This is a genomic window from Streptococcus panodentis (assembly GCF_017884005.1).
Taxonomy (GTDB): Bacteria; Bacillota; Bacilli; order Lactobacillales; family Streptococcaceae; genus Streptococcus; species Streptococcus panodentis.
In genome coordinates this window covers 32,751-59,162 of record NZ_QFAY01000020.1, presented here as the reverse complement: position 1 = coordinate 59,162, position 26,412 = coordinate 32,751, and the positions used below count along the sequence as shown (strand labels likewise).

Annotated in this window: 23 protein-coding genes; 3 read left to right on the top strand and 20 right to left on the bottom strand. The window is 50.5% G+C overall.

Features of this window, described 5'->3' with window-relative positions; translation table 11 throughout:
• Positions 1-113 precede the first annotated feature (113 nt).
• The 3 genes from DHL47_RS09495 to lepA form a co-directional block, all read right to left on the bottom strand.
• Positions 114-491, bottom strand: a complete 378-nt coding sequence (locus DHL47_RS09495; protein WP_338060112.1) for a DUF3592 domain-containing protein — start codon at positions 489-491, stop codon at positions 114-116.
• 424 nt (positions 492-915) lie between these two features.
• Positions 916-1,530 carry a hypothetical protein gene (locus DHL47_RS09490; protein ID WP_128837449.1) on the bottom strand — a complete coding sequence of 205 codons (615 nt, stop codon included), beginning with the start codon at positions 1,528-1,530 and terminating at the stop codon, positions 916-918.
• 149 nt (positions 1,531-1,679) lie between these two features.
• Complete coding sequence (gene lepA, locus DHL47_RS09485; RefSeq protein WP_209551694.1) at positions 1,680-3,503, bottom strand: translation elongation factor 4; 1,824 nt, start codon at positions 3,501-3,503, stop codon at positions 1,680-1,682.
• 122 nt (positions 3,504-3,625) lie between these two features.
• Here lepA and DHL47_RS09480 point away from each other — a divergent pair, with 122 nt between their 5' ends.
• Complete coding sequence (locus DHL47_RS09480; RefSeq protein ID WP_209551693.1) at positions 3,626-4,441, top strand: Cof-type HAD-IIB family hydrolase; 816 nt, start codon at positions 3,626-3,628, stop codon at positions 4,439-4,441.
• A gap of 225 nt (positions 4,442-4,666) precedes the next feature.
• Here the strand turns inward: DHL47_RS09480 and DHL47_RS09475 are convergent, their stop codons facing one another.
• The 7 genes from DHL47_RS09475 to DHL47_RS09445 form a co-directional block, all read right to left on the bottom strand.
• Entirely contained in the window at positions 4,667-5,029 is a 363-nt protein-coding gene (locus DHL47_RS09475) for a TIGR02328 family protein (protein ID WP_209551692.1), read from the bottom strand.
• A 216-nt stretch (positions 5,030-5,245) separates the two neighbouring features.
• A complete protein-coding gene (gene hemH, locus DHL47_RS09470) occupies positions 5,246-6,340 on the bottom strand; it encodes a ferrochelatase (RefSeq protein ID WP_209551696.1) in 1,095 nt (364 codons plus the stop codon).
• 166 nt (positions 6,341-6,506) lie between these two features.
• A complete protein-coding gene (locus tag DHL47_RS09465) occupies positions 6,507-7,793 on the bottom strand; it encodes a glycosyltransferase (protein ID WP_128837452.1) in 1,287 nt (428 codons plus the stop codon).
• Entirely contained in the window at positions 7,762-8,403 is a 642-nt protein-coding gene (locus DHL47_RS09460; protein WP_209551691.1) for a hypothetical protein, read from the bottom strand. The genes DHL47_RS09465 and DHL47_RS09460 overlap by 32 nt, the downstream gene beginning before the upstream one ends.
• Positions 8,396-9,544, bottom strand: a complete 1,149-nt coding sequence (locus DHL47_RS09455) for a glycosyltransferase (RefSeq protein WP_209551690.1) — start codon at positions 9,542-9,544, stop codon at positions 8,396-8,398. Before DHL47_RS09455 ends, DHL47_RS09460 begins: the two co-directional genes overlap by 8 nt.
• The gene (locus DHL47_RS09450) at positions 9,544-10,317 is read right to left on the bottom strand and encodes an SDR family NAD(P)-dependent oxidoreductase (protein ID WP_209551689.1); all 774 of its coding nucleotides are present in this window, start codon (positions 10,315-10,317) and stop codon (positions 9,544-9,546) included. The genes DHL47_RS09455 and DHL47_RS09450 overlap by 1 nt, the downstream gene beginning before the upstream one ends.
• Positions 10,318-10,498: 181 nt before the next feature.
• Positions 10,499-10,705 carry a hypothetical protein gene (locus tag DHL47_RS09445; protein WP_128837456.1) on the bottom strand — a complete coding sequence of 69 codons (207 nt, stop codon included), beginning with the start codon at positions 10,703-10,705 and terminating at the stop codon, positions 10,499-10,501.
• A gap of 20 nt (positions 10,706-10,725) precedes the next feature.
• On the opposite strand from DHL47_RS09445, the gene pepT reads away from it, so the two are divergent.
• Positions 10,726-11,949, top strand: coding sequence for a peptidase T (pepT, locus tag DHL47_RS09440; RefSeq protein WP_209551688.1), 1,224 nt, complete (start codon positions 10,726-10,728; stop codon positions 11,947-11,949).
• A gap of 480 nt (positions 11,950-12,429) precedes the next feature.
• Here the strand turns inward: pepT and ndk are convergent, their stop codons facing one another.
• From ndk to DHL47_RS09390, 10 genes are all read right to left on the bottom strand, one after another.
• Positions 12,430-12,849: a nucleoside-diphosphate kinase gene (ndk, locus tag DHL47_RS09435; RefSeq protein WP_209551687.1), complete on the bottom strand. Its 420-nt coding sequence runs from the start codon at positions 12,847-12,849 to the stop codon at positions 12,430-12,432.
• Positions 12,850-12,971: 122 nt separating this feature from the next.
• Positions 12,972-15,653 (bottom strand): pneumococcal-type histidine triad protein, encoded by a 2,682-nt coding sequence (locus DHL47_RS09430; protein WP_209551686.1) that lies wholly within the window; start codon positions 15,651-15,653, stop codon positions 12,972-12,974.
• A 10-nt stretch (positions 15,654-15,663) separates the two neighbouring features.
• Positions 15,664-16,602 (bottom strand): metal ABC transporter solute-binding protein, Zn/Mn family, encoded by a 939-nt coding sequence (locus DHL47_RS09425; RefSeq protein ID WP_209551685.1) that lies wholly within the window; start codon positions 16,600-16,602, stop codon positions 15,664-15,666.
• Between the two features lie 389 nt (positions 16,603-16,991).
• Complete coding sequence (carB, locus tag DHL47_RS09420; RefSeq protein ID WP_209551684.1) at positions 16,992-20,171, bottom strand: carbamoyl-phosphate synthase large subunit; 3,180 nt, start codon at positions 20,169-20,171, stop codon at positions 16,992-16,994.
• A gap of 218 nt (positions 20,172-20,389) precedes the next feature.
• Positions 20,390-21,454 carry a carbamoyl phosphate synthase small subunit gene (locus DHL47_RS09415; protein WP_209551683.1) on the bottom strand — a complete coding sequence of 355 codons (1,065 nt, stop codon included), beginning with the start codon at positions 21,452-21,454 and terminating at the stop codon, positions 20,390-20,392.
• Positions 21,455-21,599: 145 nt separating this feature from the next.
• The gene (locus tag DHL47_RS09410; RefSeq protein ID WP_128837458.1) at positions 21,600-22,517 is read right to left on the bottom strand and encodes an aspartate carbamoyltransferase catalytic subunit; all 918 of its coding nucleotides are present in this window, start codon (positions 22,515-22,517) and stop codon (positions 21,600-21,602) included.
• Positions 22,518-22,575: 58 nt separating this feature from the next.
• A complete protein-coding gene (locus DHL47_RS09405; RefSeq protein WP_128837459.1) occupies positions 22,576-23,844 on the bottom strand; it encodes a uracil-xanthine permease family protein in 1,269 nt (422 codons plus the stop codon).
• Entirely contained in the window at positions 23,841-24,368 is a 528-nt protein-coding gene (gene pyrR, locus DHL47_RS09400; RefSeq protein ID WP_209551682.1) for a bifunctional pyr operon transcriptional regulator/uracil phosphoribosyltransferase PyrR, read from the bottom strand. The genes DHL47_RS09405 and pyrR overlap by 4 nt, the downstream gene beginning before the upstream one ends.
• Positions 24,369-24,608: 240 nt before the next feature.
• Positions 24,609-25,244 (bottom strand): Pr6Pr family membrane protein, encoded by a 636-nt coding sequence (locus DHL47_RS09395; protein ID WP_209551681.1) that lies wholly within the window; start codon positions 25,242-25,244, stop codon positions 24,609-24,611.
• A 7-nt stretch (positions 25,245-25,251) separates the two neighbouring features.
• Positions 25,252-25,590 (bottom strand): zinc ribbon domain-containing protein YjdM, encoded by a 339-nt coding sequence (locus tag DHL47_RS09390; protein ID WP_128837462.1) that lies wholly within the window; start codon positions 25,588-25,590, stop codon positions 25,252-25,254.
• 296 nt (positions 25,591-25,886) lie between these two features.
• Between DHL47_RS09390 and DHL47_RS09385 the strand changes: the two genes are divergently transcribed.
• On the top strand, positions 25,887-26,411 hold the full coding sequence (locus tag DHL47_RS09385) for a hypothetical protein (protein WP_128837463.1): 525 nt from the start codon (positions 25,887-25,889) through the stop codon (positions 26,409-26,411).
• Position 26,412: the final 1 nt, after the last annotated feature.

The following is a 26,412-nucleotide window of genomic DNA, read 5'->3' as shown; positions in this document are numbered from 1 at the left end:
ATTAGCATTATTTTGTGTCTAAACTCTTGAGGGATAAGGGGTTACGGGAGATTTGATGGTTACAAGTTTGAGTTATTTATCTTCACTCTTTATTCAATCATTTCTATCATTTTTTAAATTAAATAGAAAAGGGTAGCTATCACAATCAACAATATATAGACCAGAGCATAAATAACCATTTGTATTCTTAAAATTCTGTCATGTCCAGGATATCTTTCAACGAATCCTTGTTTAGGGTTTTCAGGATTATACCACACTGACATTTTAGACCCAACCGGAAATATTTTTTCCAAATTCAATACATGATATGGACTTCTGATATATTTTGTATCTAATACTTCAGCCTTGGCTTTTTTTGAAGTTGTCGTTTCAAAAGTTGAATAAGATAGACGTTTTTTATATATTTTTCCGTCTACTACATATTCAACAACCGGTAAAGCAGCTAAGTTTGAATTATTCAAATAGCTATGTCTTATTACTCTGCCAACCACTTGTGCAGTTGCATGCTTCTGTATATTTTTCTCTCGTTTATAAAAACAAAAAATATATCAAAAAAAGCAGAGCAAAAAAAGCAGTGAAAACTAGAATTATTTGAATATAAAGATTAATTGTCATAATTTCCAAAAATCATATTTCTAGACTAGGGTGAATAGTCTCTTCAAAACTAACCAAGTTTGAAGCAATGCAAGCTAACTCACCCCTCTCGCCTTCTTCTTTCTAAACTCAGACCCAGCGCCTGCAACGCTTTAGTTTCAATCACTTTTCTTAGCAGCAGAAAGCTACGGTTAAGGCTCGCTTGGTTTGCAAAACAAAATAAATTCTTTGATTTCCCGGCTGGATTTCACAGAGTGCTTAAGATTGACTTGTAGTTTGCCAACTTTCTGAGCATAGCTTCAACTCAGTTTTTTACTTCCCTTATCGTCGAGCTGTCCAACTTTCTTCCACCATGGGAAGAAGGATTTTCAATGTATCAGCTTCTCCTTCAAGGGCAACATAGCGAAATTTCCCATCGTCTGATTTAAAAATCCAGGTCACTAAGTATTTACCGGATTTTGAAACGGCATTAACCACATAGGCTTCATAACCTCCAATAGTGGATTTGGAGCCCCAAACCTTGCTGAGTTCCGGACTCTGTTCCCGTGATACTAAAATACTATTAGAAACTTGAACTGTATCCAAAGAAGAATACTCTTCTTCCGTCACCCCAAGGTTTTCCGGTTTAAAGAGGTTAAGGGTTACGATGTTTATATCTGTACCATCACTGTACTGGACATCATTCCCTCCTTCTATTTCATGAAAAGGAACCCATGATTTAGGAACTTTCACATAGCCATATTCGTCCGAACCTACTAGCTGAGTTTCTTCAGATTTACTATCAGATGCGGAAGATTCTTGCTTAGCTGATGTTTGTAAAACAGAAGAACTAGCAGAGCTTTGATTCGATGCATTCTTTTTATTAGAAACTGAAGAACACGATACCAGTGCAGGCACACTCAGTAAAAGAATTGATAAAACTGCAGTTTTTTTCATAAGTATCCTCTCAAATATACAAATTTTTGTTCCCAGGGTCAGGATAAAAACGTTCCCCGACTTCATCGTTTCTTTATTCCAAGCTCAAAAACAAGGAGCCCTATCGCAGCTAGCTACCCTTACGGCTAGAAAGCGGGGTAACCCGCTTTCTACTCCTCATCCATACTCAAGACGCTGAGGAAGGCTTCTTGTGGGACTTCGACAGAGCCGATTGCTTTCATGCGTTTTTTGCCGGCTTTTTGTTTTTCCAGAAGTTTGCGCTTGCGGGAAACGTCTCCGCCATAACACTTGGCCAAAACATTCTTGCGCAGGGCCTTGATGTCGGTCCGGGCCACGATTTTCTGTCCGATGGCTGCCTGAATGGGTACTTCAAACTGCTGACGGGGAATGATTTTCTTGAGCTTGTCTACAATCAGCTTACCACGCTCATAGGCAAACTCCTTGTGGACGATAAAGCTGAGGGCATCGACCTTGTCACCGTTGAGCAGGATATCCATCTTGACCAGCTTGGAAGACCGGTACTCAGAGATTTCATAGTCAAAACTGGCGTAGCCTCGGGTAGAGGACTTGAGCTTATCAAAAAAGTCAAAGACAATCTCGGCCAGCGGGATTTGATAGATGACATTGACACGGTTTTCATCAATATAATCCATGGTCACAAAGTCTCCGCGCTTGCGCTGGGCCAGCTCCATGACTGCTCCGACAAATTCCTGCGGCACCATGATCTGGGCCTTGACATAAGGCTCTTCAATAGAATCAATCTTGGTCGGATCCGGAAACTCGCTGGGATTGGACACATCAATGGCTTCGCCGTCCGTCATATTGACCTTGTAGATAACAGACGGTGCCGTCATAATCAGATCAATGTTAAACTCCCGCTCCAGCCGCTCCTGAATGACGTCCATGTGCAGCAAGCCTAAGAAACCACAGCGGAATCCAAATCCCAATGCCTGTGATGTTTCTGGTTCAAACTGCAGGCTGGCATCATTGAGCTGCAGTTTTTCCAAGGCTTCGCGCAAATCATTGTATTTATTGGACTCGATAGGGTAGAGACCAGCAAAGACCATGGGATTCATCTGCTTGTAGCCATGCAGGGGTTCTGCAGCAGGATTGCTGGCCAAGGTCACGGTGTCTCCGACCCGCGTGTCCTGCACCGTCTTGATGGAGGCGGCAATATAGCCCACATCTCCAGTCGCTAGAAAATCACGGCCAACTGCCTTGGGGGTGAAAATGCCGACCTCTGTCACATCAAAGGTCTTGCCATTACTCATGAGCTGAATGGTGTCGCCCGGCTTGACCAGGCCATCCATGACCCGCACCTGCAGGATAACGCCGCGGTAACTGTCATAGACTGAGTCAAAAATCAAAGCCTTGAGCGGTGCTGCTACATCTCCGGTCGGAGCGGGGACCTTGTCCACAATCTGTTCTAAAATCTCCTCAATCCCGATGCCCGACTTAGCAGAAGCAAGGACGGCTTCGCTGGCATCCAGACCAATCACATCCTCAATCTCCGCCCGCACCCGCTCTGGGTCTGCAGCCGGCAGGTCAATTTTATTGATGACCGGCAGAATTTCCAGATCATTATCCAAGGCCAGATAGACATTGGCCAGAGTCTGTGCTTCAATCCCCTGAGCCGCATCTACCACCAAAATGGCCCCCTCGCAGGCAGCCAGTGAGCGGGATACTTCATAGGTAAAGTCTACGTGTCCCGGGGTGTCAATCAGATGAAAAATATAGGTTTGGCCGTCTTTGGCTCTATAATTGAGCTCAATGGCATTGAGCTTGATGGTAATGCCGCGCTCCCGCTCTAAGTCCATACTGTCCAAGAGCTGGGCCTGCATCTCCCGGCTGGAAACGGTCTCCGTCGCCTCTAAAATCCGGTCGGCCAAGGTGGACTTCCCATGGTCAATGTGGGCAATAATGGAGAAATTGCGAATCTTCTCCTGGCGTTGTTTTAATTCTTCTAGGTTCATTCTTCTCGTCCTTTTAGGGTATTCTATTCATTATAACACAAGACCGGCATTTTTTGCTAGGGGCTCAGACTTTCTCTGCAATTTATGCTATAATGAAATCAGAATACTTTTGGAGATGGTTTATGTTTAAAATTCTTGCCTTGGATATGGACGGCACCCTGCTGAACAGCAGCAAAGAAATCCCTCAGGCTCACATTGATGCCATTCATCAGGCGGTAGAGGCCGGCGTTAAGCTGGTTCTCTGTACCGGCCGCCCTCTGGTCGGGGTCAAGCCCTACTATGAGCAGCTGTGCTTGTCACAGGAAAATGAATACGTCATTGTGGACAATGGTTGTGCAACGCACCAGACCAGCGACTGGGGCTTGGTTGACTACCGCTCGCTCAGCAAGGAGGAAATCCTCTATCTGGACAGCATTGCCCGGCAGACTCCGGCTCAGCTGACTATTTTTGATGAGGAGCGCTATCTGGTCCTAGGTGAGGAGCCCAATGACCTCGTTACTTATGATGCCGGGCTGGTCTTCACTGAACCCATGCAAATCAGCCTGCAGGAAGCTACGAACGGCAAAAACATCCTCTTTCAGGCCATGTTTCTGGCTCAGCCGGAGGAATTGGATGCCTTTGAAAAAGCATTCGGTACTGAGCTGGCTCAGCGTTTCAGCGCTGTCCGCTCGCAGGCCTATATTTACGAAACTATGCCCAAGGGCGTGACCAAAGCCAGTGCCCTCAGAGAATTGGCTGAACGGCTTGCTGTCTCCCCTGCTGAAATCATGGCTGTCGGCGATGCCAATAACGACATTGAAATGCTGGAATTCGCCGGTCTGGGTGTAGCTATGGGCAATGCTCCCGACCATGTCAAGGAGCTGGCCGACGCTGTCACCGCCAGCAATGATGACAACGGAGTCGCAGCAGCGATTAAGAACTATATCCTGCAGCAGTAAAAAAAAATCAGAGCAAACAGCGCAGTGTGCTGAAGGCTCTGATTTTTCATTTTCTGCCAATAAGAGGGTAATCATTCTCAATATTCAGCACTTCTGCCGGGAAAATCGCCAGAAAGAGGCGGAGGACTGCTCCTTTCGACCGGCTGTAAAAGCGCTGCTTAGCCAAGGACAGTCAGTAAGCAGGAGAGAAAAAGTGCGCAAGCCGCCCGCAAAGCAGGACCCCGCTCAGACTACAATTCCCTTCTCCCGCAAATTCTCCAGGCATTCCTGCAGATAGGCTGCATCATGCTCTGGATAGATCGGCAGGCTGACTGCCAGCTCCGGCAGGTCCTCATAGGCAGGACAGCTCTTGCCCCGGTAATCCTTGTCCAGCCAGAGGGCATCGGGCTGATAGCCCCGCTTCTGCATCTCCTTCATGATGAGCTGATGATAGCTATAGAGCAGATAGGGGCTGTGCTCAAAGACATAGTTGACCGTTGCATGCGGCTTGCCCCAGCCCTTGCCGCGCAGGGCTGCGCATTCCCGATGCTGGCCCAAGAGCTGCTGACGCGGCAGTTTTTCAATCAAATCCTGATGCCAAAGTCTCATGGCAATCTCCTTTTTACAGTCTTTTCCTTTGCTTATAGTAGAGGCTGAGACAGACTCCCATGATGGCTGCGTCCTCACCCACAACCTTTCTACCTCACTATCTCGTTTTTAGGTTCGGGCTGTTAAAGCAAGGCGAGCTAACAAAGTGATAAAAGATAAACTAAATGACGATATAATCGTTTCTGATGCCAGCTGCCAGCTCATCCTCTGTGACAATCAGCTTTTAGGCAGCCTGCCTGCTTTTTCCAGCATTTTCTTAACAAAGTAAGGCATTTTGACATTTTCCCGGCCTTTTTTCTCAATCAGTTTCTTGACAAAATCCGGCATTTTCAAATCGGAATCTTCTGCTAAAATCTGGCTGCTTTCCCGCGATGGCTGCAGTTCGTCAAATGTCTCCTGCTCGGGGAGAAACTCTTTGAACTCTCCCCCTTCATGCCGGCGAATCGTGCTGACCAAGGCATCAATCAGGCGATCATCGCTGTTGGGCATAGGCGGCCGGTGGTAGGCAATCCCGTATTCGCGGCACAATTCCTGACACTCCACATCATTATCAAAAAGGACCTCAATGTGCTCGCTGATAAAGCTGATGGGGACAAAAATATAATGCTGCGGATGCTCCGGCTGCTCGCGGATATGATCCAGCACATCCGGCTTAATCCAAGGCAGGCCGATATCGCTCTCACTCTGCCAGACATTGAGATACTGACCCTCCGTCAAACCCAGCCTGTCAGCAATCAGTCTGGCATTGTCATAAATCTGATCAATATAAGGGTCCCCGAAGTCCAGAGCCAGTATCGGCACACTGTGGGCCGAAAAAAGGATCTGAAAGGACTGGTCCCTGACCTCTTCCCGCAGAATCTCAGCCAGCTCCTGCGACCAAAAATCTACGATAGCCGGCTCCTGATACCATTCCTTGATGATGTTAAATCGAATCCGGTCACTCTCGATGAACTTCTCATAGCCCATGACAGAATAGTAGGAAAAATGGGGCTCCAAAATCAGGCAGATGCACTCCTCTATCCCGTCTGCTTCCATCTGTCTGATAACATCGGGAATAAAAGGCCGGGAAAATTTATTGGCAAAGTAAACTGCATAGTCACCTGCCAAGCGCTGGCCGACCTTTTCTACTTCTTCCCTGCTGATCCGCTGCAGAGGCGTTCCGCCAATCAGGACATAGTTGTCATAGAGCGTCTGAATCTCATGGTCCTGCGGTCGGACACCGCGGCGGATATTGGTAAAGAAATCAGCTACTCCCTCAAAGGTAATTTCCTCAGGCGAACCAAAGGTCATCATTAAAACAGCTTTCTTCATCATGATTTCATTATTTCCTCTTTTTCCTTGCAATCTATTCTATTTTACCATGTTGCAAAAGGGATGGATAGATGAAAACCAGTATTTCCCATGGAAAAGAAAAAACTTAATAATTCGGACATTTTAATAATTGCTGAAAACAGGAAGAAAAATCCCTGACAAAGGCTTATAGGTCCAGCTGCAGTAAGCGGCTTAATTCCTGATAGAGAAGCTTGGCAGGCTCATAGGCTCGGCTTTTTTGTGCCAAGTCTTGCAGCTGCGGCCAATCCGTCCGCTCTGTCAGCTCCTGAAACAGGCGCAGCACTTCTGTATCGGTCTGCCGGCGGACCACCAAGCCTGCCTGTCCGATTTCTGCCCGCACTGCATTGTCAAACTGGTCATAATCCTGCGGCAGAATGAGACTGGGAATGCCCAGTTCGATGCAGGAGAGCATGATACCTGTACCGGCATGGTGGATGACAAAGTCCATCTGCTCCAAAATATCTGAATAAGGCAGATAGTCAAAAACCAGCAGATTGGCAGCCAGCTTTTGAGGCGGATTTCCCAAACCGCCTGCCTGTCCCAGAGTCACATAAAACTGATAGTCCGGATAGTGCTGGCTGAGCTTTTGCGACCAGCCGACCATGCGCTCTTTCTCCCACAGCAAGTGCGTACCGCAGGTCACTAAAACTTTCTTTTTGCCGTCAGCAGCAAAATAAGTCTGCTGCTCCTGAGGCAGCCTGTCAAAGGACAGGCACCTGTAGCCCACCCAACGGAGCTGCTCAGGAAAGTCATCGCGGAATTCCAACTCTTCCAGCCACAGAGCCAGAATGGAATAGGGCGAATAAATCGCTTCCGTCCCATCGGGCCGATACAGCTTAAAATCCTGAACATCTCCCAAACTCCTCCTGATCAGAGAGAAAGCCAGACGTTTTCCTAGATGAATGGCTTTTCTGCCCAAGGCATCTCTGATCTTGTAAAGGCGGCCTTCATGCGGTCTCCAGCCGCCCAGATAGGTCGGGGTGGTCCATCGGCACTCAAGGGCGACAGGGCTGGGAATGGTCGTTATCCAGGGCAGACCCAGACGGTCAGCCACAAGCCCGGCCGGAGTGGCTACAAAATCAGCAATGACCAGATCGGGCCGGCCGTCCTTCTGCCATATCCGATGCAATTCGTCCATCACCTGAGGAATCAAATCGGCATTGGCCCGAAACTGCCGGTAGGCCGTCAGAAGATTGAGTTTCTGCGGTGTATTGGCAATGTCTTCCATGACCGTAGGCCTTTCAGGAAAGAGGGCCAGACAGTCAAAACCGATTGTTTCCACCAGCTCCTTTTTCTGACAGCCGGTAATGACCCGTATCTGAAAACGGCGGTCAGCCAGCAAGGGCTCAAGGAGGGTCAGAGTCGGCAGCAAATGTCCGCTGAAAGGGACGCAGACCACATCAATCTTTATCGCTTTTTCTAAGCCAGTCATAAATCAATCCTTTCACATCTTCTCGGTATTCATAATCAAAATGATTGGAATCAATGACAGCATCCGCCGCATGACGGTCCAACATATAAGAGTACCTGTCCTTCTTGCCCTTAATCACCAGCAAATCAAGATCTGTCCGTGTCAGCAGCCGCCGAGACACCGGCCCCAGAGCAATGACCTGCAGTTTAGGCTGCAGATGCTCTATCCCGTCCAGCCACTGGGTCAGTAAATTGAGACCGGAGCTTTTGCAGATGATAACAGCCGCTTCTGCCTGCAGCAAGGGCTGCAGGTGCCGGGCCAGTTCCTTTTGAAATGCAGCATTGAACAAAGTATGCCAATAATAACGGACATTAGAAAAGGAGGCCGCCAGCAAGGACACCGGCTGCTGCTTGTCATGTTCAAAATGCTGATTGTAGGGGAAGTTGCTGCTGACACAGTTATAGCCTGCCGGGCAGAGGTCTTTTAAAAGGGCCTGCTGACCCGGTGTCAGAGTCGCCCGATCCAGCTGGCTGCTGCCGCTGAGAAAGAGCATGAGCCTAGGCCCAGCAAGCAAAGTCGCCTCTGGCGGCAGGGCGGCCAGCTCCTTGATATACCTGCCCATCTTACTCATAACGAATCTTCCCGTCTGTCACACGAATCTTTCTGCCCCGCCAGTTTATCAGAGGAGGACTGACGAGGACATAGAGAAAGAGAAAAGGCAGCAGCAAGTCATTCAGGATTTCATAGACAATCTCAGCTGGATGAGGCCGGGCAGACAGTATCAAACGACGATAAGCAAACATCCAGAGCGCCTTTGCAGCAAACAGCAGCAAGGCCAGAGCAAGATAAGGCCAGCCAAGGACAAGACCGCAAAGAAGGAGAGGAATCGGCAGGCAGCTGGGCAAGGCTATCAGCAACAGCAGCTTCCAGTCCAGATGTTCCCGCAGGTAAATGGACGTAAAAAGCAGCCAGCGCTTCATCTGCAGACCGTATTGCCGGCCGTCTTTAATGGTGCTGCGGACATTGCAGGTCACCCGTGTCTGAACAATCTCAATCCCTCTGCTGCTCAGATAATCAGCAACAGCCAAATCATCACAGAGACAGTCCATAATCTGTCCGAACAGGTCCAGCTCTTTGACCAGCTCCACCGGCAGAATATAAAACATGCCGTTGATAGAGTGATTGGCCTTCATGGCTGCCATGGTAAAATATGTAATAAAGGAATTGCCATTGACGAAAGCTGCCACCAGCTTAGACCAGAAATTGCTCCGCTCATGATTGTAGGGAATACCGGTCAGAATGGCAGTCCTGCCATCATAAGCTGCCAGCTCTCCCATTTTTGAAAAGTCAATGACCGTATCATCATCCAAAACAATCATATAAGGTCTGGTCAGCTCTTTGACAATCTGTGCAATTTTAAAGCTTTTGGGATTCATGCCCTGAGGGACGTCATCCATGAGAAAGAGGCGGATACGCCGAGCAAAGGAGGGATTTTGGCAGATACGGTCCGCTGCTCTTTGAGCCTCTGGATCAGACTTGTCAATCAGCCAAAAAAATTCCAAGTCTGCTGTCTGCTGAAGATTGGCCAGCAAGTCGGCTTCCAAGCGCGGATCGCCTGACAGAATGGGCTGAACAACAGTGTACAGCTCCTCCTTAAAGCCAGCCTGACAGGCTGTTTTTCCCTCTTTTTTGAAATAGCTCAAAGAAAGAAGCCAGCGCAGCAGAAAAAGCCCCAAATAAGTCAGAGCGAGGAGTAAAAAAATCAGATGCATCAACTCAGCCCCTTTCGTAAATAATGTCCCAGCAGGCCCAGCTGCCAGCTCTGCGGCAGCAGTTTCATCAGGCAGACAAGCAGGCGGTACCTTGCACCGATGACGGCAGAAGTCCGCTCTTTCTCAAGCTGTTTCAGAATGCCGGCTGCGGCTGCAGACGCCTGCAGCTGCAAACCGCCGCCGCCCAAGGCGGCTGCTGCTTGCTGTGGAAGGATTCCGGTCTGGGTCGGTCCCAGTGTGTAGACGCAGATCTTCATCGCAGATCCAGCCTGCCTCAACTCCTCCTGCAAAGACAAGCAATAGGAGTGCAGGGCCGCCTTGCTGGCACTGTAGGCGGCCAGATAAGGATGGGGGCAGATGGCGGCCAGAGAGGACAGTTGGACAAAGGTTGTGCAGCTGCCGCTCTGGACTGCTTGTTTCATAAGGAAAATCGGCGCCAGACAGTTGACCTGCCAAATATCAGCTTCTGCCGCTGCAGTCAGGTTCGCTGCCTGCTCCAAGCTTGCCAGACCGCTGCAGTTGATCAGGAGATCAGCCTCCAAATTGTGGGCAAACTGTTCTAAGGCTGCTCTATCTCTCATATCCAAAACTCTATAATCCAGCTGGGCTGGGCTTTCTCCTAGTTCTTTCACTGCTTGACGCAGCCTGCTTTCATCTCTGCCGACCAGAAGCAGCTGGTCAGCTCGCTGGGCCAACCGCTCTGCCAGCTGGCGGCCGATACCGCCGCTGGCCCCCAGCAGCACGACTTTTTTAATCTTTTTTGCCTTTTCCATAGATATATCTTATCAGATTTTCCACAGATATTGAAATAATTACTGGATTCCTGCAGTTTTTTTGCAGAAAGATAAAAAAATTTCTCACTTTCTTCTGAATATGCTAAAATAGTTTTAAACTATTCCATACGAAAGAAAATCAACAGACTTGTCCGCAAAGTCACAGACTTAAGCATTTTGTTCAGCCAGGAAGCGGCGGAGCCATTGCCTGCTGGCCGACTGCCTGCTGCTCAGACGATGAGAAGCCAGGCCAAACGGCAAGACGCCCTCCATCACCATTGGATGGATTGAGATGGCGGAGAAAGTTTCTGTCAGGAATGCCAGAAGCACTGCTCTCCAGCTGCAGTGCCGTTTCCAACAGCCGCATCCAGCGGTTTTCGATTTTCAAACAGTATCAGAGGAGACACCATGAAATACCCAAATCTTTTAGACCGTTTTTTGACCTATGTCAAGATCAACACTCGCTCCGACGAGACATCTACTGCCACTCCCAGCACCCAAAGTCAGGCAGACTTTGCCAATGAAGTGCTCATTCCTGAAATGAAGCGGGTCGGTCTGCAAAATGTCTATTACCTGCCCAACGGCTTTGCGATTGGAACCCTGCCGGCCAATGACCCGGCTTTTACCCGCAAGATTGGCTTTATTTCCCATATGGATACTGCAGATTTTAATGCTGAAGGCGTCAATCCGCAGGTTATCGACAACTATGACGGTGGCACGATTGCACTTGGAAACTCCGGCTTCAGTCTGGATCCGGCAGACTTTTCCAGCCTGCATAAATACAAGGGACAAACCCTGATTACAACTGACGGGACTACTCTGCTGGGCGCCGATGACAAGTCGGGCATCGCAGAAATCATGACGGCTATAGAGTACCTGACGGCTCACCCAGACATCAAGCACGGAGAAATCCGGGTCGGCTTCGGACCAGACGAGGAAATCGGTGTCGGTGCTGACAAGTTTGACGCTCAGGACTTTGATGTGGACTTTGCCTACACTGTTGACGGCGGCCCGCTGGGAGAACTCCAGTATGAAACCTTCTCAGCTGCCGGTGCAGAAATCACCTTTCAGGGACGCAATGTCCATCCGGGAACAGCCAAGGGACAAATGGTCAATGCCCTGCAGCTGGCCATTGATTTTCACAATCAGCTGCCTGCCGGCGACCGCCCTGAGAAGACCGAAGGCTACCAAGGCTTCTACCACCTGATGAGCGTGACCGGAACCGTTGAGCAGGCTCAGGCCAGCTACATTGTCCGCGACTTTGAGACGGAGGCTTTTGAACATCGCAAAGCTGTTATGCAGGCCATTACTGACAAGATGAACCAAGAGCTGGACAGCGAGCGCGTCAGCCTGACCCTCAAAGACCAATATTACAACATGAAGCAGATCATCGAGAAAGACATGACACCGGTCAATATCGCCAAGGCAGTCATGGAAAGTCTGGGCATCCAGCCTCTTATCGAGCCTATCCGCGGCGGCACGGACGGCTCCAAAATTTCCTTTATGGGGATTCCCACCCCCAACCTTTTTGCCGGCGGTGAAAACATGCACGGCCGCTTTGAGTATGTCAGTCTGCAGACGATGGAGCGGGCTGTAGACACTATTATCGGTATTGTCTCCTATCAGGACTGAGTGCCAAATTTGCAGCAGACTGTCTTCCCTTCTTCTATATCTTCCAATACTCAATGGAAAAATCAAAAGCAGACTAGGCAGAAAGTGCCCAAAAACGATAGAGGCCTCTTTGAGGCTGTAGATAAAGCTTCCATGAGGAAGCGACAAAAGCACTGCTTTGGGCTGTCTGCTCCTGCCTAATGTCTGATGGCTCTCATTGAAATACTGCATTTGAATCAGCAAAAAAAACGAATGAGGACGGCAGGTTAGAAAATGCTAACCACCCTTCATTCGTTTTCTATTTTTTATCATTCTCCTTGGAAAATGTTTCTTATAGCCTTCGAAAAGCTCTTTAAAGCACATCAGCTCCAACTGTCTGGAAAGCTGTTGAAGCTGACACCGTTTGCAGAGAAATTTAAAGAGAATTGCTCCGACCGCGGCGGCAGCTGGCTCCGTATCTTCCTTCTCAAAGCCGATCCGCTTCCGAACTTGATTGCTTTCTTATTCTCCAAACCAGAGCTTGATTTCGCGCGCAGCCGATGCGGCCGAGTCAGATCCGTGTACGATATTCTCAATGGTCCCGCCCGGAGAGGCTGCATGCGCAAAATCAGCACGAATGGTGCCGGGCAAAGCTTCTTCTGGCAGGGTAGCGCCCATCATGGTCCGCCAGCACTCAATGACCTTTGGACCGGAAATGACACCGACTACAAGCGGTCCTGAGGTCATAAATGCACGGATAGCAGGATAGAAAGCCTTATCCAGCAGCTGCTCATAGTGCTGGTCGATGAGTTCGCTGCTGACCGCTGAGCGGTATTCCAGTCTTTCCAGCTGAAAGCCGCGCTGTTCTATCCGCTGCAGGACCTGTCCGACCAGACCGCGCCGAACACCGTCAGGCTTGACAATAAAAAGTGTTTTCTCCATGTGCTCACCTCATTAACTGCTGTTTTCACTTATTCTATCACATTTTTCAAAAAATAGACAGGCAGGAGCGGATGTGCAAAGAGATTCAAGACTGAGCAAGACCAAGCAGCCTTGAGCTCTCCCTAGTCTGAGCTTGAGTCTGGCTGAGGAGGATACAGGTCCGTGTCAGCCGGACTCCTGTCTTCCCTTTCTGCCTGAGCATCAGCCGGCTGTGCTGCCGGCTCCTCAGTGCTGCCTGCGGGAACAGCTGAAGCCCCTGCAGTCTCTGCAGGCTTCCCAAGAGCCAGCTCCTTTTGCAGTTTCTGCAGCAGCTCCTCGGTCTGCTTCATGATGCTGTTATTGTCCTGCGTCCCCAGAAGGAAGCTGGATTTCAGCCCCGCCAGAGTTTCCTCAGCGGTATCTCTTAAAGGGGAAGGCCCTAACTGAACGAATAAACTCTCTGCTTCTTGGAGTTTTTCAGCCACCCGCTCAGAGGGCACCTGCTCCTCTGCTGGCTCTTCAGCTGCTTCCTCGTCTTCTTCCTCCTTAGCATCTCCTGCCGGCTCTGTATCCTTGCCCAGCGCATGATCGCTGCTGCTGCCCCAGCCGTCCTCAGAAAGAGGTCGGGCCTCCGGATGTTCGACATAGTATTTAATGGTGGCAAAGAGCTCCTCTATGCTATAGCCTGCAGGTGCCTTGTAACTTCCGTCATCAAACCAAGCAAACTTGATATTATGATAATGGTCTTTATGAGGAATGATGAGGTTGCCGTTTTTAACCTCTACTGTATGCTCGACATGATAAGGCAGCCGCACCAGCGGAATCATATTCGCAGCTGAGACTCGATTGTAAATCGCCTGCGCAGACTCACCATCTGCTTTGAAATAAGACTTATCATCAGCTGCTGGAGGCAGAAGCCCTTTTTCATGAGCGACAGTCTGGGCTGCCGCTTTTTCAGCTGCTGACAGGCTGTCCTTGCCAATCCAGTGGCTGTGCCCCATGTGCGGCGTAACATAGGCAACCCCCTCATCGCTGATGATGTCATGGGCATCAAAGATATAGCCGTCAGAGGTCGTGTACTTATCTGCCAGCTGGGCTGCCCGAATCTCTTTGGCCGTATAGACAATCTGCGCATTTGGCCGGCCCAGCCGTTCTGGATGGAGGATAGGCGCTGTAAATGCCAGCAGTTCATCTACCAGCCGGGACTTATCCCTTCCTTCAGCATTAAGCTGAGTCAGCAGCTGCTGCAGTCTCTGAAAATCAGCCAGCCGCCCTTTTGACGCCAGCAGACGCTCATGACTGGCTGCCAGAATCTGATAAACCGCCTGATAAAACTCTTGATTGCGTGCGTCCACGTCTGCTTTAGGCCCTGGCAGGCTGACTGCCGGCAGGGCCGGAGCTGGACTCATCTCTTCCCAGCGCTTCTCCAGCTGAGCCACAGCCAGCTGTGACAGATCCTTGGCCAATATATAGCGGTAGTGTCCCTCTTTTTGAAAAACATAACCCTGATCTGCCTTGCGAACCAGCTGAGCAGGCAAATCAGCTTCCTTGACCGGAAGTGTCTCTGCTTCTGACACTGATGGCAGAGGCTGCTCAGGATTCGGGCTGACCGCATTGGCCGCCGGCTGGCCGGTCAGCAAGCGGCTGATCTGCTGTTCCAGCGGAGACAGCTGTTCATAAGGAATAAAATGGTAATGGTCGCCATGGGGCACTGCCACACCGGTGTCAGTCCATCGGACAATCTGTGCCGGATCATAGAGCAGACCGTCTGCTTCCACATGCCGCTGCTCCTTAGGAAGAGCGTATAATTGCTTTAACAAATCCTGAACCGTCGGATTCTCATTTTTCCTGTCCTGCGGCTGAACAGGTTGATTTGCCGGAGCTGTGGACGGCTGAGACGGCGCTGGCTGACTTGGCTGATGGCTGATAAAAGGACCGCTGCCGCCGGCATTTCCCATAACTGGCTGACCAGCCTGACTGACCGCAGGCCGCTGTATGACAGGTCCTCCTGCTAAGACCGGAGCAGCTGGCGAGACTGCCGTCCGCCGGCTGTTCCAGTAAAGCTGTGCAGCTGCCAGTTCTGCCGAAGATAGGTCGCTTTTAGGGATATAATGAAAATGATTGCCATGCGGCACGATAAAGGCGTCCCCTGTATCTTGAATGACATCAGTCGGATGAAAGACATAGCCGTCGTCCGTTGTATAATGGCCATTCTCTCGACGGCTGCCGCTTGTGAGAGAGGCCAGGCTGTTTCCAGCTGCCAAGGAGGGACTGGGCTGACTGAAATCCTGAGTCCTGCCCGCTCTGTTGCCTGAAGCCTGTGAACCGCCGCCATCTTCCTTGACATGATGGAGCTGCTTTTGGCGGGCAATTTCATCCACCGAGCGGACATTGGTCGTATGCTTGGCATCCTTCAGATACAGAAAATAGCTGCCGTCAACCTTGATAATATAGCCGTCCTGAACCTCATTGACAATATGCTCCTGCTGCAGTTTATAATCAGGCCTGCGCATGATCAGCTCTTCGCTGATAATGGCATCGAAGGGCACCTTGCCATTATAGTAATGATAATGGTCGCCATGCGAGGTGACATAACCTTGGTCGCTAATCTTAACCACAATCTGCTCAGCGGCAATCCCCTCCTGCTCACTAATCTGCTCAGGCGTCAGTTCCTTGGGAGCTGCCTGACTGCTGCCTGTCCAGTCCCCGATATAGCTGACTCGGTTGCTTTGCGTCTGACTGACAGACTGCCAACGGCCCCAGCCATAAAAGCAGAGGCCAAGGGCAAGGACAGCAGCTGCACCGATCATATAGTTTTTCTTCATAAAGACTCCTTTATTGCTGTAAATCTTGGGCCAGAACGGCCAGATTCTCTTCCAAATTATCAAAATAACTCTTGTCATTAGCGGGGTCTGCTTCCAGCGGATTCAGCTGCTTCAGCTGGACTCCTGTAGCCTTGACAAGAGCTTGGGCCAGCTTGGGTGAGGCGGTGCTTTCTACAAAGATTGTTCGAACCTTATAGTCCTTGATAAAATCTTCTATCTCGCTCAGCTGCCGCGGATTAGGCTCCTGCTCGGGCGAAATACCAGCAATCCCCAGCTGGGTCAGACCAAAGCGTTTGGCCAGATAGGAAAAAGCCGTGTGCTGGGTGACAAAGGTCTTTTGCCGGCACCGCTGAAAGACAGACTGATACTTCTCAGTCAGCTGATGAGCCTTTTCCTGCAGGCTGCGGGCATTGGCCTGATAGATATCCCTGTGACGGCTGTCCAAGTCAGATAGCTGATTGGCAATCAACTGAGCCTCTTCGGCTGCTTTTTCCGGATCCAGCCAGGTATGAGGATCATAGAGACTTTTTTCATCCGTTCCTTCCTTCACCTCCACTGCTTCCAACCCTGCCACGCGGTCCAAGTCCATTCCCTCAGAAGCTTCCAGCACCTTCACCGCAGAATGCTGCAGGCTGGGATTGAGCTCGCCAGCCCAAGACTCCAGAGTCCGCGAATGATAGACAAAAACATCCGCATCATAAATAGCCGCTATATCATTGGCCGAAGGTTCGAAGGAATGAATGCCGCTGCCCGACTGAATCATGCGGACATCATTGAGCGGACCCGATATTTCCCTGACCATACAGTAAATGGGATAGAAGCTGGTGACGATTTTCAGGCCTGGCTCCTGACGGGTCTGAACACTGTCTTTTCTCGACTGACAGCCCAGCAGGCAGGAAAGAATGGCCAGCAGACTGATAAAAACAATCAATCGCGTATTCGTTTTCATAGCAACTCCTTGCAATTTATTAACTGGTTAATTAACCAGTTAATATCATACACCTTGCTTCTTTTTTTGTCAAGAATCTTTTGAAGAAAAAAACAGGAAGAAGGCCGGCTCTGCCGAATCGCTTGCTTCCTGTTTTATGCTGCTTTAAGTTTATCTTTGATTTCACCGCACCCGCTATCAAGTGTCCAGTCCGGGGAGCGAAACGGTTTGGAGCCCTTTTCAGTCTGAGTCCAGAAACGGACGGCACTGGAGTCTGGTTCTCGGGGAACTTAACTGCTGAAGTCGGCCATAGATAGGGGTTCTCATCCTTCGTTCGCTTCTATAGGAGCGCGTCGCCATCCCTCAGTGTCTAAGGAGAGCAAGAGGTGCAAAATGGAAGTTCATGGGCGCTAGATAGCTTCCGTCGTAAAACTGCGGCTTTCCAGCACTTTCAGCATAGCATCCGCAGTGTCCAGAGATGTAAACAGCGGAAGGCCGTGCTCAATGGCAGAGCTGCGGATGATTTGGCCGTGCTCATCTGCCGTCCGCTTGGTGCCGACGGTGTTGATAATGGCCTGAATCTTGCCCTTGCGGATGTAGGCCGGAATATCTCTGTCATTATCGCTGCCGATTTTCTCTACCAGACGGACGGAAAGCCCCTGCTCCTCAAAGTATTTGGCAGTTCCTTTGGTTGCCAGAATGCTGTAGCCAATAGCCGCAAAGCGTTCAGCTAGATGCAGGGCTTCTTCCTTGCTGTCGTCCGCAATGGTAAAGACCACATTTCCAAAGATTGGCAGGTGCAGATAAGAAGCTTCAAAGGCCTTATAGAGAGCCTTTTCAAGATTGCTGTCGGTTCCCATGACTTCACCGGTTGACTTCATTTCAGGGCCTAAGAGACTGTCCACCTTGGCCAGCTTGGTAAAGGAAAAGACCGGCGCTTTGACATGGACGCTGGAGCTTTCTGGGTAGAGGCCGTCCTCATAGCCCAGCTGGGACAGGGTTTCACCCAGAATCAGGCGGGTTGCCACCTGAGCCATGGGAATATCGGTCACCTTGGACAGGAAAGGCACTGTCCGGCTGGCCCGGGGATTGACCTCAATGACATAGACGGTCTCGTCCTTGATGACAAACTGGATGTTCATCATGCCGATGCAATTGAGCCCCAAGGCCAGTTTTTTGGTATAATCAGCAATCGTCTCCTGCACTTGGCGCGACAGGGTCTGAGGCGGATAGACAGCCATCGAGTCGCCTGAGTGGACCCCAGCCCGCTCGATATGCTCCATAATCCCCGGAATCAGCACCTGCTGACCGTCAGAAATGGCATCGACTTCGCACTCGCCGCCGACGATGTAAGAGTCCACCAGAACCGGGTGGTCCGGGCTGGCCTTGACAGCTGTCCGCATATAAGAGCGCAGGTCGCTTTCATTTTCTACGATTTCCATAGCTCGGCCGCCCAGCACGTAGGAAGGGCGCACCAGAACCGGGAAGCCAATCTTACGGGCCGCCGCCACTGCTTCTTCCTCATTGGTGGCGGTCTGTCCCGGCGGCTGCGGAATAGCCAAGTCTTTCAGGGCCTGCTCAAAGAGGTCGCGGTCCTCTGCTCGATCGAGGTCAGCCACCTGAGTTCCCAGAATAGCAACCCCGGCTTTTGAAAGAGGCTCTGCCAGATTGATAGCTGTCTGGCCGCCAAACTGGACAATCACCCCCTTGGGCTGCTCCAGATCAATGACATTCATGACATCTTCAAAGGTCAGCGGCTCAAAATAAAGCTTGTCTGAAACGGAAAAGTCAGTCGAAACAGTCTCTGGATTGCTGTTCATGATAATTGCTTCGTAGCCGGCCGCCTGAATAGCCTTGACTGAGTGGACAGTCGCATAGTCAAACTCCACTCCCTGACCGATGCGGATCGGGCCGGAACCCAGCACCAGTACAGATTCCTTGCTGGATTTGACCGATTCATTTTCAAAGCCATAGGTCGAGTAGAAATAAGGTGTAGCAGATTCAAATTCGGCTGCACAGGTGTCGACCATCTTGTAGACCGGCACCAGCTGCTGTTCCAAGCGGATCTGGCGAACCTGATCAGCTGCCATCCCCCATAAATCTCCAATCTTAGCATCAGAAAAGCCATTTTGCTTGGCCTTCTTCAGCACGGAGCTGTCTCCGACATGACCGGTCAGCTCCTGCTCGATTTCGTAAATGTGCAGCAGCTTGTCCAAAAAGAAAACGTCAATCTTGGTCAGCTCGGCCAGTTCATCCGGACTGTAGCCCCGGCGGATAGCCTCCGACAGATAGAAGATCCGATCGTCCTGTGCTTTGACAATTTTTTTCATCACATCATCATCCGCCAGCTGGCTGAGTTCCGGCAGCTCATTATGCTCGGCACCGATTTCCAGAGAGCGGCAGGCCTTGAGCAGACTTTCTTCGATATTGCGGCCGATGGCCATGACCTCCCCAGTGGCCTTCATCTGGGTGCCCAGACGGCGCTCGCCCTGCTCGAACTTATCAAAAGGAAAGCGCGGAATCTTGGCCACTACATAGTCCAGAGCCGGCTCAAACATGGCATAGGTTGAGCCGGTGACTGGGTTGATGACCTCATCCAAGGTCAAACCGACTGCAATCTTGGCAGCCAATTTGGCAATGGGATAGCCCGTCGCTTTGGAGGCCAGAGCAGATGAGCGAGACACCCGCGGATTGACCTCAATGACATAGTACTTAAAACTATGCGGGTCCAGCGCCAGCTGGACATTGCAGCCGCCCTCTATTTTCAGAGCCCGGATAATCTTCAGGCTGGCATCCCGCAGCATCTGATACTCATAGTCGGAAATGGTCTGACTGGGGGCAAAGACGATCGAGTCTCCTGTGTGGATGCCGACGGGATCAAAATTTTCCATATTGCAGACCACCAGGGCATTGTCGGCGCCATCCCGCATGACTTCGTATTCGATTTCCTTAAATCCGGCGATAGAACGCTCAATCAGACACTGGGTCACCGGAGACAGCTTGAGCCCATTCTCGGCAATTTCCTGCAGTTCTTCCTCATTGCTGCAGATACCGCCGCCGGTGCCGCCCAAGGTAAAGGCCGGACGGACAATGACTGGATAGCCAATCGATCCGGCAAATTCCAGCGCTTCTTGGACCGTATTGACAATCTCTGACTCAGGGATGGGCTGGTCCAGCTCCTCCATGAGCTGCTTGAAGAGATCGCGGTCTTCTGCCTGATCAATGGCGGACAGTTTAGTCCCCAAGAGTTCTACTCCCAGCTCCTCCAAGAGACCGGATTTGGACAGTTCCATGGCCATATTAAGCCCAGTCTGACCGCCCAGAGTCGGCAGGAGAGCATCCGGCCGCTCCTTGCGCAAAATACGGGTCACAAACTCCAGCGTAATCGGCTCGATGTAAACCCGATCCGCAATCTCCTTGTCGGTCATGATCGTCGCTGGATTTGAGTTGACCAAGACAACGCTATAGCCCTCTTCCTTCAGGGACAGACAGGCCTGAGTTCCTGCATAGTCAAACTCGGCTGCCTGCCCAATTACAATTGGTCCGGAACCAATCACCATAATCTTCTGAATATCTGTACGTTTTGGCATGTTTCGTATGATACAAAGCCCGTCAAGGACAGAGTGACAGTTGGAAACCCGGCGCAGACACCTTCAGCGTCTAGGCTCCGTTTCTTTTTTCACACCGTCTGAGGGCGTGCTCACTTCCGCGAACCTGTATCGTCTCCTTCCTATTCGGCAACTCTCTGATTGCCATTAAATAAAGTCTCCGACGATTTTTCGTTGAAAATCTCGTGCAGGGAGCTCAGCTATTCCCCCATCATCTCCATAAACTCATCAAAGAGATAGTCCGCATCATGCGGCCCCGGCGCAGCGTCTGGGTGAAACTGCACAGAAAAGGCGGGATAATAGCGGTGGCGGACACCCTCGATTGATTTGTCATTGATTTCCTCGTGGGTGACAATCAAGCTCTCCGGCAAGTCCTCGCGGCTGACAGCATAGCCGTGATTTTGACTGGTAAAGTCAACCCGGCCGGTCGCAATTTCGCGCACTGCGTGGTTAAAACCCCGATGGCCGAATTTCATCTTATGGGTCTTGGCACCGTTGGCCATAGAAAAGAGCTGATGCCCCATACAGATGCCAAAGATGGGAATCCTGCCCTGAATGCCGCGAATCATCTCCAGAGCTTCCGGTATGTCTTCCGGATTGCCCGGACCATTGGACAGCATGACACCGTCCGGATTGAGATGCAGGATAGCCTCTGCACTGGTATTGTACGGCACGACTGTCACATTGCAGCCGCGTTTGGCCAATTCCCGCAGGATGGAATGCTTGAGGCCGAAGTCGACCAGCACCACACTGCGGCCGACACCCGGAGCCGGATAGGCCTGCTGGGTGGAGACCTGCTTGATATTGTCAGTCGGCAGCACTGTCGCCTGCAGCTGGTCCTTTAAGTGCTCGATACTGTCTTCAGTATTGGCGATGGTGGCCCGCATAGTGCCGTACTGGCGGATAATCTTGGTCAGTGCCCTGGTATCAATCCCTGAAATCCCAGGTATCTTCTTAATCCTGAGAAATTCATCCAAAGACAGCTGCTGACGCCAGTTGCTGGCCCGGCGGGCGTGTTCGTAGACCACCACCCCCTTGCAGGTCGGCAGGATAGACTCATAATCGTCCCGATTGATGCCGTAATTGCCCACCAGCGGATAAGTAAAGGTCAAAATCTGACCATTGTAAGACTGATCCGTAATGGATTCCTGATAGCCGGTCATGCCTGTGTTAAAGACAATTTCTCCTGTTACCAAAAGGTCGGCCCCGAAAGCTTCCCCTTCAAAAATCATGCCATTTTCCAGAACTAAAAGTCTCTTTGCCATTATTCCCTCCTGTCCAAGATGCAGAATCGCCTATCGACCACCCGCATGCCTATATAAGAATAGGGAGCAAGGCTGGAATCATTCTCAGCCTCCTCCCGCTGTAGCAGTTAAAATCTCTTGATGCCCTTCTGGGCTCCTGTCCGCGCTATTCGCGGCCTTTGAGAACAGCCTCGATAATCGCCATTCTGACAAAGACACCATTGGTCATCTGTTCGACGATGCGGGACTTAGGTGCTTCCACCAAGTGGTCCGCAATTTCCACATCCCGGTTGACCGGAGCCGGGTGCATGAGAATAGCCGTCTCCTTCATGCGGTCATAGCGCTCCTGCGTCAGGCCGTGCAGGCGGTGGTAGTTTTCCTTAGAGAAGATGGACTCATAGTCGTGGCGCTCATGCTGCACCCGCAGGAACATCATGACATCCACTTGGTCAATCACCTCATCAATCGTCACAAACTGACCGTAACCGGCAAATTCCTGGCTCCGCCATTCTTCCGGACCGGCAAAGTAGAGCTCAGCACCCAGCCGCTTGAGAATCTGCATATTGGACTTGGCCACGCGCGAGTGGTCCAAATCACCGGCAATGGCCACCTTCAGTCCGTCAAAGCGGCCAAACTCCTGATAAATGGTCATCAGATCCAGCAGGCTTTGGCTGGGGTGCTGGCCAGAGCCGTCGCCCCCGTTGACAATGGAAGTCGTAATGGTCGGACTTTCAATCAATTCCTTGTAATAGTCCACTTCTGGGTGGCGGATGACACAGACATCAACGCCCAGAGCTGACATGGTCAAAATCGTATCATAAAGGGTCTCGCCCTTATTGACCGAACTGGTCTTGACATCAAAGTCCAGCAGGTCGCAGCCTAGCTTCAGCTCTGCCACTTCAAAGGCCTTGTGGGTCCGGGTAGAGGATTCAAAGAAGAGATTGGCAACGATGTGCTGGTCATCATAGTGAACTTTGGCACCGTTTTTAAATTCAATCCCGCGTTTAATCAGGGCCATCACCTCTTCGTTTGAGAGAGCTTCCATGGAAACAAGGTTTTTAAGAGCGATTTGATTGGATGACATGATGTTTTCTCCTTATGTGATAAATAAAGCACTGAATAGCAATAGACATCTTCCCGGCCTAGTCTTTAGGCTCAGGCAAAACAAGATAGAGCACAATTCCCAGAACAGTTGACAAGGCGACTCCTGAAATCTGCAGCCCCGACAGCTGCAGGGTCAGGCCTCCGATACCTGAGACCAGCACGACACTGGCAATGAGCAGATTTTTCTTATTGTCAAAATCTGTCTGTGCCTCAATCAGGATTTTCAGACCGCTGGAAGCAATGACCCCAAAGAGAGCAATGGAAATACCGCCCAGCACCGGACTGGGGATGGACTGCAGGAGAGCCGAAACTTTCCCGACAAAGCTCATGACAATGGCCAGCACTGCAGCTCCGGCAATGACATAGACACTGTAGATTTTATTGAGGGCCATGACGCCGATATTTTCCCCATAGCTGGTCACCGGCGGCGCCCCGAAGAGCCCCGCAATCACTTGAGCCAGACCGTCACCAGTCAAGGTCTTATCCAGACCGGGATCTTTAAAGAAATCCCTGCCGGTCAGACTGTTGAGTACCATGACATGGCCAAAGTGCTCGGTCATGGTGACAAAGGCGATGGGAGCCATAGTCAGTATAGCGCTGGGATAAAATTTCACACTGTAGTCCAAGAAGGGCAGGCTCATGGGCGGCAGGTGAAACCACGAAGCTTCCGATACCTTAGCGAAGGACACAATCTCTTCTCCTGTTACCGCCCCAAGCAGGAGCGCGAAGACATAGCCGACGATCAGGCCCAGCAGCACCGGTATAATCCCGACGATTTTTTTGCCATAGATGTTAAAGAGAATCACTGCAAAGAGGGTCACCATACCGATAGCAAAATAGGGCAGATGGTAGCTCCCATCCTTGAGCATGACATCATTGACAGCTGTGCCGGCTAGACTGAGACCGATAACCATGATGATCGGTCCGACCACGACCGGCGGCAGGACCTTATCAATCCAGGCATTGCCGGCAAATCTGACCACCAAGGCAACGATGAAGTAAACCAAACCGCCGGTAATCGCTCCCTGTGCCACCGCAGCAATCCCGTCCGTCTTCATCAGCATCTGCATGGCTGCGATATAGGCAAAGCTGGAGCCCATGTAAGCCGGAATCTTATACTTGGTTACTGTCAGGTGGGCCAGAGTCCCCAGACCGCTGGAAAAAAGAGCAACAGCTGGGTCAATGCCGACCAGGATAGGCACCAGAACGGTGGCACCGAACATGGCAAAGAGATGCTGGAAGGACAGCCCTAGAAGCAGACCGGGCCGCGGCCTATCCTGCACATCATACTTGACTTCTTGGCTCATGATGCGTCATCCTCCACCAGCAGGACCCGATCCTGACCATCTGTCTCGGTCACTTCCACGATGATTTCCTCTGACTGACTGGTCGGAATATTCTTGCCGACATAGTCCGCCCGAATGGGCAGTTCGCGGTGGCCGCGGTCGACCAGAACAGCCAGGCTGACCCGCGACGGCCGGCCGTGGCTGACCAGATTGTCAATGGCTGCACGAATGGTTCGGCCGGTGTAGAGAACATCATCAATCAGAATGACCTCACGGTCGGTAATGTCTACCGGAATCACCGTCGTGTCCTCACCGCTCTTGACATCGTCCCGAAAGGGCTTAGTGTCCACTTCTCCGACCGGAATCTCAATCTTTTCCAGCTGAGCCAGCCGCTTCTGAATGCGATGGGCCAGATGAACGCCCCGCGTTTTGATCCCAGCCAGAACGACTTGATTCAAGTCCTTATTGCGCTCGATGATTTCATAAGTAATCCGTGTAATGGCACGGTTCATAGTGATGTCATCGACAACTTCTTTTGTTTTCATCGAAAACCTCCTCGAAGATAATAAAAAGTCTCCTTTTGCAAGGAGACTTCAGAAAATACAGCTGGGTATGGCAAATAAGACGCACCTGTCTGCACTCCACCCATCTTTTTTACTTTGCTCCTTGCCTATCTCTCTGGATAGAATTAAAGGATTATTTGATTGCATCTACTATATCACAGTTGGGAAAATACTGCAAGAGAAAAATGCACATTTATGAAATTCTCTCCGAAAAACGGAACCTTATGCTCTCTCCCGATTTTTTCCCAATCGGACAGACTTTATCCCATAAAAGACAAAGCCAAAGACCAGATAGGCCGCAAAGATAATCAGCGACATACGGATTACATAAGGCCAGCCGTACTTAAAGACATTGAGGAAAAAGTAAGGAAAGGGATTGTCCTTGGCCCCCGGAATGTCAATCTTCAGCACAAAGCCATTGAAGAGGGCAAAGATCATATATATCAGCGGCAGACTGGTCCAAGCAATCGGATCAAACCAGCGGTACTGCCGGCTCTTGTCAACCAGCAGCGTATCAAAAAGAAACATGAGCGGCACAATATAGTGGCAGAGGAAATTTTCCAGCCGGTAAAAATCCTTGGCAATAGGTGCTAAGAGCAGGTGATAGACGACACAAGTAATCATGATAGCCATCGTCACTCCGCCCTTTATCCTCAGAATCTTCGGTGCTTTCCAAACCTCATCCGCTCTCGTCATCAGATAAATCAGATAAGCTGTAAAGAGCAGGACCAACAGATTGGACAGGATGGTATAGTACATGAGCATCCCCCAGCCGTACTTGGCAATTTCCAGATAGATTCCCAGAAAAGCCAGCAGAAAGAGAAAGATGCGATAAGCAAAGATAAAGCGGCGATTCATAGGGACCTCAGATTTTCTTGACAAACTCTGACTTGAGCTTCATAGCCCCGAAGCCGTCAATCTTACAGTCGATATTATGGTCGCCCTCTACGATGCGGATGTTTTTCACGCGCGTCCCCTGCTTGAGATCCTTAGGCGCCCCCTTGACCTTGAGGTCCTTGATCAGAGTCACGGTATCGCCATCGGTCAGCTTGTTGCCGTTGGCATCGACCGCCGCAGTTCCTTCTTCTGCTTCAGCCAGCTCAGCCGGATCCCACTCATAGGCGCACTCCGGGCAGACCAAAAGGACACCGTCCTCATAGACATACTCTGAATTGCATTTTGGGCAGTTTGGTAAATTGTTCATTTCTTCTCCATTTCTACTACTCTGCGAAAATCAAAGCGAACACTTCCTTGCGGAAGTTCTATCTGCAAGAGCGGCGGGACCCTTTATCGGCCAAGGCCTCATATTCTTGTCTCTTATTCACTTTTGATTTTCATGAAGTCTAATGCCGGTCAGCTCCTGCTCATCACCTGCCTTTCTAGTATAAGCTATTTTATCCTTTTTGACAAATCTCTTTGAGGATTTTTATCAAAGAAGCTTGACCTTTCTGCCAAAACAGTGTACTATACTAGTGTATATACAGATAAAAAGGAGTTGCCATGAAACCCAAATCTAAAAATCAGTTTATGACACTGACCGCTTTTCTGACTGCCCTGGCCATCGTTATCCCGCTGGTCATGCCGATTAAGATTGTCATTCCGCCCGCTTCCTTTACCTTGGCCAGCCACGTCGCCATCTTTCTGGCTATGTTTATCTCCCCTCTCATGACAGTGATTGTCGTTATCGGCTCTACGATTGGGTTTGCTATGTCAGGGCTTCCTTTCATCATTACGCTCAGAGCCCTGTCCCACTTGCTCTTCGCCAGCATCGGTGCTCTCTATCTGCAGAAGCACCCAGATACACTGGACAGTCCGAAAAAAAGCTGGGCCTTTAACCTTGTACTGGCCTTGATACATGCCTTTGGCGAAGTTGTCGTCTGCATCCTCTTTTACACAACCTCAGCCTATCCGGCTAATGCCTTTTATATCTTATTTGGCTTGGTTGGGCTGGGCACAGTCATTCACAGTATGGTGGACTTTGTCATTGCCAAGTTTGTCTATCAAGCTCTGAAAAAGATCCGCTAGA

Excerpts from the sequence above, each read along its gene's own strand:
- DHL47_RS09490 (WP_128837449.1), bottom strand. The coding sequence starts at position 1,530 with ATGAAAAAAACTGCAGTTTTATCAATTCTTTTACTGAGTGTGCCTGCA.
- lepA (WP_209551694.1), bottom strand. The coding sequence starts at position 3,503 with ATGAACCTAGAAGAATTAAAACAACGCCAGGAGAAGATTCGCAATTTC.
- DHL47_RS09480 (WP_209551693.1), top strand. The coding sequence starts at position 3,626 with ATGTTTAAAATTCTTGCCTTGGATATGGACGGCACCCTGCTGAACAGC.
- DHL47_RS09475 (WP_209551692.1), bottom strand. The coding sequence starts at position 5,029 with ATGAGACTTTGGCATCAGGATTTGATTGAAAAACTGCCGCGTCAGCAG.
- hemH (WP_209551696.1), bottom strand. The coding sequence starts at position 6,340 with ATGAAGAAAGCTGTTTTAATGATGACCTTTGGTTCGCCTGAGGAAATT.
- DHL47_RS09465 (WP_128837452.1), bottom strand. The coding sequence starts at position 7,793 with ATGACTGGCTTAGAAAAAGCGATAAAGATTGATGTGGTCTGCGTCCCT.
- DHL47_RS09460 (WP_209551691.1), bottom strand. The coding sequence starts at position 8,403 with ATGAGTAAGATGGGCAGGTATATCAAGGAGCTGGCCGCCCTGCCGCCA.
- DHL47_RS09455 (WP_209551690.1), bottom strand. The coding sequence starts at position 9,544 with ATGCATCTGATTTTTTTACTCCTCGCTCTGACTTATTTGGGGCTTTTT.
- DHL47_RS09450 (WP_209551689.1), bottom strand. The coding sequence starts at position 10,317 with ATGGAAAAGGCAAAAAAGATTAAAAAAGTCGTGCTGCTGGGGGCCAGC.
- pepT (WP_209551688.1), top strand. The coding sequence starts at position 10,726 with ATGAAATACCCAAATCTTTTAGACCGTTTTTTGACCTATGTCAAGATC.
- ndk (WP_209551687.1), bottom strand. The coding sequence starts at position 12,849 with ATGGAGAAAACACTTTTTATTGTCAAGCCTGACGGTGTTCGGCGCGGT.
- DHL47_RS09430 (WP_209551686.1), bottom strand. The coding sequence starts at position 15,653 with ATGAAGAAAAACTATATGATCGGTGCAGCTGCTGTCCTTGCCCTTGGC.
- DHL47_RS09425 (WP_209551685.1), bottom strand. The coding sequence starts at position 16,602 with ATGAAAACGAATACGCGATTGATTGTTTTTATCAGTCTGCTGGCCATT.
- carB (WP_209551684.1), bottom strand. The coding sequence starts at position 20,171 with ATGCCAAAACGTACAGATATTCAGAAGATTATGGTGATTGGTTCCGGA.
- DHL47_RS09415 (WP_209551683.1), bottom strand. The coding sequence starts at position 21,454 with ATGGCAAAGAGACTTTTAGTTCTGGAAAATGGCATGATTTTTGAAGGG.
- DHL47_RS09410 (WP_128837458.1), bottom strand. The coding sequence starts at position 22,517 with ATGTCATCCAATCAAATCGCTCTTAAAAACCTTGTTTCCATGGAAGCT.
- DHL47_RS09405 (WP_128837459.1), bottom strand. The coding sequence starts at position 23,844 with ATGAGCCAAGAAGTCAAGTATGATGTGCAGGATAGGCCGCGGCCCGGT.
- pyrR (WP_209551682.1), bottom strand. The coding sequence starts at position 24,368 with ATGAAAACAAAAGAAGTTGTCGATGACATCACTATGAACCGTGCCATT.
- DHL47_RS09395 (WP_209551681.1), bottom strand. The coding sequence starts at position 25,244 with ATGAATCGCCGCTTTATCTTTGCTTATCGCATCTTTCTCTTTCTGCTG.
- DHL47_RS09390 (WP_128837462.1), bottom strand. The coding sequence starts at position 25,590 with ATGAACAATTTACCAAACTGCCCAAAATGCAATTCAGAGTATGTCTAT.
- DHL47_RS09385 (WP_128837463.1), top strand. The coding sequence starts at position 25,887 with ATGAAACCCAAATCTAAAAATCAGTTTATGACACTGACCGCTTTTCTG.